Below are 12,922 nucleotides of genomic sequence, written 5' to 3' on the forward strand. Positions count from 1 at the left end.
TATAATATTACCACTTATTGATGGATTTTATTAATCATCGAAAATAATTTGCTATTTTGCCGATTATAGTTATGGCATAAACAGGCCCTAGCGGAACGGCATTGATTTTCGTAATATCCCACAGAGAAAATGATAAAGGCAAGTATGATGGATTACGAAGAAGTTCTAAAAAATCGACAAGAGGTTCTAGATCTTGTTAACGCAGGAAACATACAAGAAGCTTTTTCTCGGTTAATTGAATGCTCTTATACTTGCCCTGAAGATAATAGCCAGCACTCTGCAGCCATTAAAGCTATTCAGGAGCAAATCATTGAAGGCCTTATCCGCCTAACGTCAGACCAAAACTATCGTGAAATTTTCATTATTCTCAATCGCCTCATAAGTTTTTTTGGCCTTAGTCATCGTCTTTGCCTCGAAATCGGGCTTCTTAATCTATCACGCAAGATTGACCTGGATTTCCAGATACAGTTTTTAAAAAGTTTACCACCAGAAATACTTAATGATCCCATTATTCAGATAATCCAAGCAGAAACATTGCGCTTGACGAATAATCCTGCCGCAGCCTGCACAATTTATAATTCTCTCCCCCCGCGTGAAAGTTGGTGGCCCTTTGACCCTTTGTGGGAAAGTCTGACACAAGGGCTTACAAAATATTTACTGGAAATCAATACAAAGTTTCTTCACAGGCAGGCAACAAATTCTACAGGATGGCATATGGAACCTCATGCCCTTAACGCTCTCATCGCAGGCCTTATTCGACCCAATTCTGGAAATGCTAACGATTTCCGACACCACATCGAAAGAATTATGTGGCATACCCCCGTCCCGAACACGGATGTTGGTGGTTTAACTGTTGCATTTCTTGCTACGCATATCACGGACTTGGACCCTGACAGAGCTGCCATAGTCTTTCATTTGGCCGTCTCCTTTGAGAAGCGGCATGAAATTGATCTTATCCTACAAAAAGAAGAATTTATTGTTACAAAACTTGCTTATCATCCGCTTTTTATAAAATATTTTGATATTTTTTCTCAGAAAAACCTTTCTTACCGAGATAAATTTAATGATATTCTTGATATATTCCTCAAATCTTCTTTCTGCAAAAATTTTGTAGAAGGAGATATGAAAGCTTTTAACTTTAGCTCCTTGTTCAGCACGAATGTATGGGCAACAGAAGTTCTTTCTCGCTACAGGAAACGCCTGCCCCTACAAAGTATTCGGGGGGTGCCATTCCTTGCGCAACCACGCCATGCCATTTTTCCTAAAGTAGGGGGAGAAAGCCACCTCTTTATTGGTATCTTTGGCCAAATGCGTGATCCACGTGGCAGCTTTTCCAAAGTTATGGAATATCTCTACAAAGATACACAAGATTGGCGGGCTAAAGGCAAAACGGTTAGCATCGGCATTTCTACGTGGGATCAGACGGGGCAGAAAAAGATTGAAGATGGAAGCCCTACAAGCGAATTTGCTCATCGGGTTCCTGAACCTATCAAGAAAATTCTAACCGAACATCATATCCATACTCTGGCAGAGCTCCGTAATCTTCTACCATCCACGGCAGAAGCCATTCAGAAAGCGTCTTATTCTAATGAAACTGTAAGTCTGGAACTTCTTCACGAAATTGCCCAAAGTTGCGGTTTTGATAGTTCTGATATTTTCATTAATATCTCTACAGAAAACCAATATATGGATGATATCGGACGTGAGTTCCGTGCATTTTACAAAAATGCTGGCTCGGGCGTGGAAAATCAGGCGCGTATGTGGCACCGTATTGCGGGTTTATATGATCTGACACACCAAGCTACAGAACGAAAAGGTGCGGCTATAGGCACAATGGCACTTATACGTCCTGATGTGCTATTCGAGAATTCTTCCATTTCCAATCTGGCAACAACCACTGCTGCTGAAACATCAGCGCCTACAGCGGTATGTGACTTTGATCCACAAGCATGCTGGATTGAGGGGGTAGGAGACCGTTACTTCGCGGGGAGCGCTCAGGCCGTAGCAAGAGCTTTTGATGCCAAAGACCTGATCCTACAAATTATTCGGGATCCCGCATTGTCGGAACTCTATCATGATCGGCCTTTCTGGCACCGTTTTGCACAGACCGTTTTTTACGAAAGCGATGTGTTCTTACAAAGCTCCACCGCCATTCATATGCGCTTTCTAAGACAGAATATTGATCTTAATGTTCTGAAAGCCGCTTTAAAAGCCGATTACGAGCAGACGACAAATGAAAGCATAAAACAACTCATCCAAGACCACATATAAGTTACTTTATATAGTTGTTCTAGGCAGATCAAAATATCCTACCTAGAACAACTATTTATTGAATTTTTTCTAGATGGATATTCATATGACCCAAAATATATCTTTATCCTTAAATTCATTACTTGAAAAAAATTCACAAACATCATCACAATCTAAAAAAACTCTCCAAATTCCATCGGAATCTTCTATTCTTGAAAGTACGCATGGAAGTGGTTTGGGCTCTGTAAACCGCCTTATTTTGCAAGGAAATGCCAAGGTTCAGAACTGTCGGCGTAAAGGTATTCATCCAACCCATTTAGCGCCACCATCCATGTTTTCAGCTACGGTGAGACCAGAACATCTTACAGCTTTCCATAAAGCTTGTCGGGAAAAACAAGCAACCGTTATGGTTATGGGAGATAGTATATTTGCAACCGCAAGTGATATGGTTTGCCATACAGAGAATGCTACTTACGCATGGCTGGAAACACTCCAACAACACCTTCCACATGTAAGATTTACATTTATCAATGCAGCTGCGGGGGGACGATCTTGGAAGGATATGAACTCACAGGCTACTCCAGCACCAGAATGGATAAATCCACCACCAAACATGAATTGGAAAGAAGCTGTCCGATATTATCAGCCCGATCTGCTTCTTCTGCATAGTGGCGGCAATGACGTTGGAAGCTTTAACCCCCTTGATGTGAAAGAATTAATCGCTTTCTTTTTAAGCGCCCCTAAACCACCATCAATTATTTTAGGCTTAACGCATCATCCTTCCCAAGCATCCACCATTAATGGTTATGCGACACAAGAATATCAGGAAGGTCTGGACGGAATTATCAAGTGGTTGCGTACATATGCGCAACGAGAGGGATTGGGTTATCTGGATTTTCACCGTTGGCATAGCATGCGGCGTGATGGATTTGACCCCTGTGAACTCACTCTTACGCGTGTGCACCCCGAAGAAGGGTCCGGCCTCTCATCCTTTGGCTCTTACATTTCGGAAACTCCGCATAATAATTGGGATTTCCCTACCTGCGAAAACGAAAATCATATTGCTGCCAATAATTGCACAGATTTTGCGCTTGCATTCGAATTAGAAAAAAAGCCTGCTTTCCTTTCTCTCAATCTCAGTTCTGGATATTCCAGCGCATTTCATCCACCTTACTCTAATAAACTGCATGTCTTTTTTGACGATGACAGCGGTTGTATTGCTTATTCTTGGAGTGATGGCACACACCCGGATGAAGATAAAAAGCGAATAACAAATATTCCTATTCCATCTTTCCCTGCTCTTTTTAATATTATGGTTAAGGGAAGCCGCCTTGTCTTTTCAATATGGGTGCCTCTTTCGCATACAAACTGGCAACCAGAACATCTCAATACCCTAGGCACAGGTTATCAATATGTTTGCGATGAAACTATAATTAGATTTGGAAGCCCCTTCACCCCTCGCCTAGAATGGGCTGGCTACAATAGATTGCGCATTTTTAATCTCTGCGTTGCCAATGCTTCTGTGGTGAGTGAAAATGCAGTCAGAAATATGCCAGATCGCACAGATAATGATTTGTATGAACACACCTACGCAGCCGGTGGCTCTGGGCATTATCATATGAATGCTTATGGCGTGCGAGATATTCTTACCCCAGTATTTAGAGCGCAAAATTGGGGCGAAAATGGCTTTCCAACATAGCAATTTAAATATTCACGTCGAATAGTAAAAAATTCTTATTTTTTATAAAAGGATACCATCATGAATATCAAAAATTCTCTTATCTCTATGAGCGCTCTTTTATTTCCTTCTATTGGATTTGCGCAAACAGCTTCGCATTCTGTTTCGGAATATTCAACAACGTCTATTGTGCCCTGTATATGGGTAAAAGATGCCACAGGCAGTGGATGGCAAATTGGTGATATAGCAACCGTTTATAATGATGGCTCTGTTATAGAAATTACAAAAGTTAACAAAAACGGATCTATTGCAGATTTTATCGTAAAGAAATATGCAAAAAATCTCAAAAACTACCAGGGGAAGCAGTATTGGAGCCCTAATCCTCATGCTCAAAATGATGCAGATCCGCTCCATAAGGCTGCGTGTTTTCGTGTAAACACAACTTCTCTCAATGTCCTTCCTGCAGAAACGTCTCGAAGTATAATGACTGACGTAAAAACTTCTGCAAAACAAAAAAATATCCAAACACTATTTGATCTCGTCTTTTCCTCACCTTCTCCATATTTTTATTTAGATAAAACATTAAGCTATTCTTTTGAAAACGGCCCTCCCCTTACACTTCCCAATTATCTAGATAAATCAACAACGCCCTATACATCAGCATCTGCCGTCATCAACATGATAGAGGCAGATACTTCCATGTTTCCTCAAGCCACATTCTCAGGTCTTTCCTTTCCATACGCTGGAGACAGTTTTCCCACTCTAAGTGTTCCTCCGCGGGATTTACCAACTCTGACACTAGGCCGTATCGATCAAGGTCGTGTTGACAATACAGCACCTTCTTTCTCGATTAATTACGTAAATAATGATCCAGTTCATGGTAGAAATTCCATAGACCATATTAATAAACGTAATATTGATATTAATACGATTATTACCCCACAGGCGATTTCTTCAACGCGCAGCTTAAGCAACTTTCTTGAAGATGATGGAATGCAAGGATACGGACAGCAAAACTATGCTTTCCAAAATGTTTTACACAAAAAAGGCTTGAGCTGGTCTTGGGCGACAGCTGAGGAACTAGATGAAACCCAAGGGCTCGATTATACTTACGGAGATCGCAATGCTCCATCATTCGGGCAGCTTTCAACTGTAGAATTTGTAGCAGAACACAACTTAAATGCTGTTGGTTATGATTTGGCTGCTACGAGCTATGATGCACAAACAGCGCACCGCATCAATCAACTCGCATCCAATGGCCTTTGGGAACAATATGTGCCGTTCTGGAAACCAGATACCCCCTTCGCCTCTCACCAGATGATTCGTGTTGTAGATCCGCGTTCCGGTATGCAACATCTATTTGTAAGTGACCAAGGCGGCACAAGTGGCGAGATTTTGCCTCGTTTTGAATTTACTGGAACACGCAATATTAACGACGCATCGGTTAAATGGTTATACCTTGGTCCATTAAAAGCACAAATCGGCCTTGCCTTTTCAGCTTCATCTAATTGTCATATCCCTACATATCCTGAGAACTACAACGGAAATAAAGTACCTGCCTGCTCAGAAATTGGCGCTGCTTTTGCTGCTCCTGCACATATTTATAATACGGTTTTTGATGCTTCCGCTTCTGTATTCGTTCAACCCGGCATTCACTCATGGGCTCGAACTCAAGCAGACACTTATCTAGATTTGACCGCAGATAGTACTTCTTCTGGTCTTAATAAACACATTTTGGGCTATGACAGCAAAGAGCATGCCTTGCAATATCGTGTAAAAACAGAAGAAAATAATAAAATTCAAAATAATAATCCAATATTTTCTGTAAAAGACACTGGTGAATTAACTACTCAGTCTTTAACTACCAAACATGATGCAAATATCAATGGCAAAGTCACCATTGGGGACACCCTTAAACTACCATCCAAGAGCAAAGAAGAAATAAAACAAATTACATCAGCAAAACCTGGAGAAATTATTTACGATACAACAGATGATGCCCCGGTAATTTACACAAAACACGGCTGGAAGATTATTCCATTAATAAGTCTGAAATAATACGATCCATGTTATTAAAATATTAAATAATCTGCGTGACAATATCATGGGAGGTTACTTATGCTCTATCTTGCATACTTGGTATAGTACCTCCTTTATGATCAATACCCATTCTGCTTTTTAGTGTATAAATAGTGTTGTTTACAATTGCTGAAAACATTTTATAATCGAAAAAGGTAGAAATCTTTCCTTATAGAGAATCTTATATGCTTACTCCAATAAATGAAATTCTAACCATTGAACAATTAACCGGTCATTCTTGGGCTTGGGGGCCAGCCAACCATCCTGTGCAATCTACCACATTTGGATTTGCCCCAGATGGCCTTATTACAGGGTGGGAAAATCATCCCCAAGAAATAAGCTGGAAACTTGATAATGATGGCTTAAAAATATTTTCTGCGGAAGGCAAGTGTTCTTGGATATTTAATATAGCCGATAAATTAGGAGACGAAATTCGCCTATTTGGCAGCTGCCAGCAATCAGGCTTCCAATATCTGGTTTATCAGCTCATTGCGCCGTTGGCCCTTCCCAAAGCTAAGGAAGAAGGCATCCGCTTGGTTATCTGGGATCTAGGGCCTGTTAGATCTTGAATTTCTTCCCATATTGTAGGGATGGAAGAAGGAGACAGAACAGGCACCTTTACGGACGAGACATGGGCGATCTGGGAACCTCTGATTGAGGAGGTTCGCCCGAGGGGCAAGACGCCGCCACATGATCTGCGGCGGACGATAGCAGCGATTTTCTGGCGTCATGAGAATGGCGCGAAATGGCGGAGTATCCCCGCTGAACTGGGTCCGTGGTGGCGGGCTGCGCAGCTTTTCATCCGCTGGGCGAAGCTCGGCGTATGGGAGCGGCTGCTCGCACTGGTTCAGGAACAACAGGGAGTGGCATTCGGAATGACTTTTCTGGATGGCACAAACATCAGGGCTCACCACAAAGCGGCGGGAGCCCAAAAAAAGGGGCCTCTTTCGAAGAGCGAGACCATCGTGAAGCACTTGGCCGCTCTCGCGGTGGCTATGGCACAAAAGTCTGCGTGATCGCTGATGGACATGGAAAAGCCTTCGGTTTTGCGCTGGCCCCTGGACAGGCTCATGAACTGCCTCTGGCACCAGCCATGCTCGACAGCCTTCCCGCCACTCCCCTGTGGGTAGTAGCGGACAAGGGCTACGCGTCGAACGCCATGCGTGAACGGATATGGGACATGGGAGCACGGCCAGCCATTCCTGCGAAACGACGCGATGGCCCGGTCGCCTGCCCCAAATGGGCCTATCGGTGTCGGCATCTCGTTGAGAACCTCTGGGCTCGCCTCAAGGAGTGGCGCGCTGTCGCAACCAGATATGAAAAAACAGCAACGTCGTTCCTCGCGGTCATCCACATCGCTGCCGCAGCAGACTGGATCAAGCTCTAACAGGCCCTAGATGACACCTTCTGGACTGGTACTTTGTCTGAAGGTGAAATTACCCAAATTCCAGAAAACATTAATATTGTAAAAGAATTAAACCGCAGGGGAATTGTAAACGCCATCTGCTCTCGGAATGATTTTTCGGATGTAGAAAACAAGTTAAAAGAACTTGGTGTTTGGGACGAATTTGTCTTCCCGCGCATTGAATGGGGGCCTAAAGGCCCGCTGATTAAGGACATTGTTGAGCAAATTCAGCTACGTCCCGCCAGCGTTTTATTTATTGATGATAATGTCACAAACCTTAATGAAGCCCTGCACTTTGTTCCGAGCATTAACGTAGCTGAACCAACCATCATCCCTACCTTATTGGCAGACCCCAAGTTTAAAGGTAAGCCCGACCCAACTTGCAAACGCCTTCAACAGTATCGTGTGCTGGAAGCAAAGCAGAAAGATAAGTCTGCTATGGGTGGCGATAACATCAGCTTTTTGCGCGATAGTAATATCCGCATTAGTTTCCATACGGATATTGAACAGCAATTCCCGCGTATTCATGACCTTGTAAACCGTACAAATCAGCTGAATTTTACAAAAAAGCGCTGGCCGGAAGATATTGAAGAAGCGCGAAAAGTTTTTGAAGCTGAATTACAGGAAGAGTTCAATAGCAACGTAGGTTACGTAAAAGTATCTGATGCTTATGGTAACTATGGAATTTGCGGTTTCTATTTCATTCAGCGTGATACTTGTAAGCACTTCCTGTTCTCATGCCGCACCATGAATATGGGCGTGGAGCAAGCTGTATGGCAAAAACTTGGACGCAAACATATTGATATCCAAGGTAAAGTAGCTAGCCGCCTAGATATGCCTCTGGTTGATTGGGTAAGCTTTGTACCTGATATTGACAATGCAGATAACAGTATAGCTGGCGCAGCATCGCGGCCTACAGTGTGTTTACGTGGCGCTTGTGATATGATGATGACAGCGCACTTCCTGCGGACAGATGTAGAAACCAAAGAAGAATTCAATTACCCGTATGAAGGCTGGGAAATTGCGACGACCCTACGTTCTGCGCTTGTCAATGAAGCACTGGAACGTCCGATCAACCGCCAAATTATTGCGGCACTTCCTGGTATTCCTGAAAATAGGTTTGCCACTGCCGCTTGGGATGAAACGGCGGATGTTTATGTATTTACATTTGGCCAAGAAACTTTTCATGGGCTCTACCGTTCTAAAACCACAGGCATGACTATCCCTATGGGAACTTACGCGCTCCCATATTACTTGCCCGGCGGCCCGTTTGAGAAGTTCGATTACACCACCGTTCCTTATGAGGAAATTCAGGACAAACTTCCCAACACGACCAGGGACCAGTGGAACTTTTTTAGATCAGAATTTTCATTTGTTGGTGGCTTTAACAAAGATATCTTTGTTAAAGACTTGAGAACTCTATTCAGCCGCCTAAAACGTGCTGGAAAGACCATTATCATTGTTGGCCTAAACAGCCGAGTGGGACGAGACTTGGGTATTCTTTCTGCTTTTGGTCAGATTAACGAACTGACACTACCTGTGGCCCGCGAATTTGGGGTTGATTTCCTGGATGCGCATCAATTTGTGAAATCTGAAAATGATCTCGCAAAAGATGGAAGTTTTGGCGGTTCTCATTATGAGCGCCGGGTATATAAACAGATATCTGATGCCATTTTGAATATTGTGCACGACAAAATTAAAAAAATGGAAACCATTTCCTCTTACTAAGTAAACGTAACATTCCTTGCCTGATGATTATGACTTCAGGCAAGGAATACTTTATATTTATAAATACTATTTAAAATATATTCCTTCGGCTTAGGACTGATAGCCTGAACATGACGCTGAAGCATTTGCCGTAGCGTCTTACGATGCGTCTCCAGCCCTAGGGCCTGTTAGATCTTGAATTTCTTCCCATATTGTAGGGATGGAAGAAGGAGACAGAACAGGCACCTTTACGGACGAGACATGGGCGATCTGGGAACCTCTGATTGAGGAGGTTCGCCCGAGGGGCAAGACGCCGCCACATGATCTGCGGCGGACGATAGCAGCGATTTTCTGGCGTCATGAGAATGGCGCGAAATGGCGGAGTATCCCCGCTGAACTGGGTCCGTGGTGGCGGGCTGCGCAGCTTTTCATCCGCTGGGCGAAGCTCGGCGTATGGGAGCGGCTGCTCGCACTGGTTCAGGAACAACAGGGAGTGGCATTCGGAATGACTTTTCTGGATGGCACAAACATCAGGGCTCACCACAAAGCGGCGGGAGCCCAAAAAAAGGGGCCTCTTTCGAAGAGCGAGACCATCGTGAAGCACTTGGCCGCTCTCGCGGTGGCTATGGCACAAAAGTCTGCGTGATCGCTGATGGACATGGAAAAGCCTTCGGTTTTGCGCTGGCCCCTGGACAGGCTCATGAACTGCCTCTGGCACCAGCCATGCTCGACAGCCTTCCCGCCACTCCCCTGTGGGTAGTAGCGGACAAGGGCTACGCGTCGAACGCCATGCGTGAACGGATATGGGACATGGGAGCACGGCCAGCCATTCCTGCGAAACGACGCGATGGCCCGGTCGCCTGCCCCAAATGGGCCTATCGGTGTCGGCATCTCGTTGAGAACCTCTGGGCTCGCCTCAAGGAGTGGCGCGCTGTCGCAACCAGATATGAAAAAACAGCAACGTCGTTCCTCGCGGTCATCCACATCGCCTGCCGCAGCAGACTGGATCAAGCCCTAACAGGCCCTAGAATCTGCCGAACATAGTCTCAATACAATTTCGACGTTTGTATTTTTGCTTGTCGTATCTGCGGTTCAGCTATCCATGCTGAAAGCACCGTCCATCATCCGCACAAAAATCCTCATGGCTCCGCAATGCTGCCAGCAGTTGCAGAGTGTTTTGTGTGGCCCATATTCTCGTAATGCATCCCGCCAGCGCAGACCATTCTGATTGGCAAAATGATATCACTCAGCACGCACGACCTGCCGTAGCTCTTTGACACAAAGGAGCGCAGAGATCCGCCTATTTGTCCGTCCGCCCGTAAAGGTCGCTCATCTTCAGCCTCCCTATAAAGCCTGAAACATCTTTGCCTACTCAAAATATCAATGGGTCCTGAGCCGACGTAATACATGGCTGTTCAACAGGATATTCAAAACTTACGATGATATTGTTGATATCTGCTGTCATGCTGGAACCAACTCATCAAGCGGCCAAGGCGTATTCTATCACTCAGCTTACATAACTAGGCCCATGGGACATAGTTAAAGACAGAATTATTATAATCTGCCTTACCCTAATTTTAATCCGGTAAAAATCTATCCGGTAAAAATGAATCTACCTTGAATATTGTTCCGGATAAGATATGATTAAATTCTTACGTTAACCAAACATAGCGCCAAAACAATATATCTGGAGACTGTCATCAACATGCCGGGGCAATATGTCACTATGACAGCAAAAAAACACATAAACCCATTGGCCAAAATGGTCACTCTTATTGGGGGCGGTATCCTCTTCCACGTTGGTGCTACATCCAGTTACGCGGCAGATACCCTTCCCTCTATCGACACTGGTGATACAGCATGGATGTTGGTCAGCACCGCCCTTGTGCTGATGATGACAATCCCTGGTCTGGCCCTGTTTTATGCGGGCATGGTGCGTAAGAAAAACGTGCTGGCAACGCTTATGCAATCCTTTGCTCTGTGCTGCATTATCTCCATTGTGTGGATGGTAGCTGGATACTCCCTTGCCTTCACTACAGGCACCCCTTGGATTGGTGGCTTTGGCCGCATGTTTCTGAATGGCATTGGCGCCAACATTCACAACGGCGCGGATATTGGTTTCACGCTTGGCGCAGATTCTCCCAACGCCACAACCATGACCATTCCTGAGAGCATCTTCATGATGTTCCAGATGACATTCGCCATCATCACCCCGGCTCTAATCTCTGGTGCATATGCTGAACGCATGAAGTTCAGCGCCATGTGCGTGTTCTCCATCATCTGGTCTCTGATTGTATATGCTCCTATCGCGCACTGGGTCTGGAGCCCTATTGGTTGGCTGGGTGGCCTTGGCACGGCAGATTTCGCTGGTGGTACAGTCGTGCATATCAATGCGGGTGTTGCCGGTTTGGTGTGTGCTCTGGTGCTTGGCCGTCGTAAAGGTTACGGGCAGGATGATCTCTCCCCCTTCAACCTGACATATGCCGTTATTGGCGCTTCTCTACTGTGGGTTGGTTGGTTTGGCTTCAACGCTGGTTCTGCTGTGGGCGCTAATGGGCGCGCAGGTATGGCCATGGCTGCCACCCAGATTGCTGCTGCTGGTGCTGGTGTCTCCTGGATGTTGGTTGAATGGCTGCGCTCCGGTAAACCCACTGTACTGGGTGTCATTTCTGGTGCTGTAGGTGGTCTGGTGGCTATTACGCCGGCTGCTGGCTTTGTTCTGCCGGGTAGCGCCCTGATTATCGGTCTGATTACTGGCGTTGTCTGCTACTGGGGCGCCACATCCCTGAAGCACATGATGGGATATGACGATAGCTTGGATGCCTTTGGCGTGCATGGTGTAGGCGGTATTGTTGGCGCCCTGCTAACTGGCCTGTTCGCTTATGGCCCGCTTTCTGCAACGGATTCAAATCCCTCCGGCATTACGGGCTCTGTGCATCAGCTTATTGTTCAGTCAGAAGCTGTGCTCGTCACCATTGTATGGTGTGCGATTGTGTCCTTCATCATCCTAAAAGTGGTTGATCTGGTTATCGGCCTACGCGTTACACCGGATGAAGAACTGGAAGGTCTGGATATGTCCCTGCATGGGGAACGCATTAACGACTGATCCTTCTGCAAGCACACTTTAATTCCAGCTTTTATACAAAGCCCTCTCCCAGCTATTCGGGAGGGGGTTTTTGTTTTTCTCATAAAAATATCATCACCCATTCATTTCAACGCCACAGTTTGCGATAATATTTTTTGGGAATAAAAAACGGCATCGGGTCGTTTTTTGATTCGTCCCTTTGCATGAGGTTTTATTTTATGAACTTTTCTGCACGCACTGGCTTGGCTGCGTTACTACTTGGTTGCGCAACTGCTCTTTCCGCTCCTAGCGCCCATGCACTGACGGCTAAGGAATGCCACGCAAAATTCAAAGAAGCCAAAGCGGAAAACACGCTTAACGGCCAGACATTTAAAGCATTTAAGGCTGCCAACTGTGATGCCACCACGGCAGAGGCTGCTCCAGCCGCAGCCAACAAACCGGCAGAAACCACACCAGAAGCTACCAAACCGGCTGCGCCTACTGCTGTAAGTGCTTCTGGTGCAACCTTCCCTTCTGCGGTCGATCCTCAGTATTCCAAGCTCAGCGCAGGTAAGGCCCGCATGAAAACCTGCCTGGATCAGTACCACACCAACAAATCCAGCAATGCCAATGGCAACATGAAATGGATTCAAAAAGGTGGCGGCTATTACAGCGAATGCAACAAGCGCCTGAAAGGCGAATAATCTAAAAGTTTGAGGCAGGAGAAATCATCTTCTGC

The 12,922-nt window shown here is 45.4% G+C and carries 8 protein-coding genes and 2 pseudogenes; all 10 read left to right on the top strand.

Going from position 1 to position 12,922, the window contains the following annotated elements; all coding sequences use genetic code 11:
- Positions 1–144: 144 nt before the first annotated feature.
- The 10 genes and pseudogenes from DS739_RS09080 to DS739_RS09125 all read left to right on the top strand — a co-directional run bounded on the left by DS739_RS09080 (position 145) and on the right by DS739_RS09125 (position 12,887).
- Positions 145–2,271: a hypothetical protein gene (locus DS739_RS09080; protein ID WP_231621216.1), complete on the top strand. Its 2,127-nt coding sequence runs from the start codon at positions 145–147 to the stop codon at positions 2,269–2,271.
- 85 nt (positions 2,272–2,356) lie between these two features.
- Positions 2,357–3,949, top strand: coding sequence for an SGNH/GDSL hydrolase family protein (locus DS739_RS09085; protein WP_100070286.1), 1,593 nt, complete (start codon positions 2,357–2,359; stop codon positions 3,947–3,949).
- A 60-nt stretch (positions 3,950–4,009) separates the two neighbouring features.
- The gene (locus tag DS739_RS09090; RefSeq protein WP_035352446.1) at positions 4,010–5,986 is read left to right on the top strand and encodes a hypothetical protein; all 1,977 of its coding nucleotides are present in this window, start codon (positions 4,010–4,012) and stop codon (positions 5,984–5,986) included.
- A 206-nt stretch (positions 5,987–6,192) separates the two neighbouring features.
- The gene (locus DS739_RS09095; protein WP_006116430.1) at positions 6,193–6,576 is read left to right on the top strand and encodes a hypothetical protein; all 384 of its coding nucleotides are present in this window, start codon (positions 6,193–6,195) and stop codon (positions 6,574–6,576) included.
- A 21-nt stretch (positions 6,577–6,597) separates the two neighbouring features.
- A protein-coding gene (locus DS739_RS09100) for an IS5 family transposase (protein WP_197051022.1) occupies positions 6,598–7,394 on the top strand; the annotation gives its coding sequence in 2 pieces (ribosomal slippage) (positions 6,598–6,937 and positions 6,937–7,394; 798 coding nt in all).
- A 33-nt stretch (positions 7,395–7,427) separates the two neighbouring features.
- Positions 7,428–9,140, top strand: coding sequence for a hypothetical protein (locus DS739_RS09105; RefSeq protein WP_006116429.1), 1,713 nt, complete (start codon positions 7,428–7,430; stop codon positions 9,138–9,140).
- Positions 9,141–9,339: 199 nt separating this feature from the next.
- Positions 9,340–10,137 (top strand): annotated as a pseudogene (locus DS739_RS09110) (IS5 family transposase).
- A gap of 381 nt (positions 10,138–10,518) precedes the next feature.
- Positions 10,519–10,643, top strand: a pseudogene (locus DS739_RS09115) (IS630 family transposase); the annotation flags it as partial.
- A gap of 238 nt (positions 10,644–10,881) precedes the next feature.
- Positions 10,882–12,225: an ammonium transporter gene (locus tag DS739_RS09120; protein ID WP_050793143.1), complete on the top strand. Its 1,344-nt coding sequence runs from the start codon at positions 10,882–10,884 to the stop codon at positions 12,223–12,225.
- Between the two features lie 134 nt (positions 12,226–12,359).
- Positions 12,360–12,887 (top strand): hypothetical protein, encoded by a 528-nt coding sequence (locus tag DS739_RS09125; RefSeq protein ID WP_006116427.1) that lies wholly within the window; start codon positions 12,360–12,362, stop codon positions 12,885–12,887.
- Positions 12,888–12,922: the final 35 nt, after the last annotated feature.

It is taken from the genome of Acetobacter sp. JWB (assembly GCF_003323795.1).
Taxonomy (GTDB): Bacteria; Pseudomonadota; Alphaproteobacteria; order Acetobacterales; family Acetobacteraceae; genus Acetobacter; species Acetobacter oryzifermentans.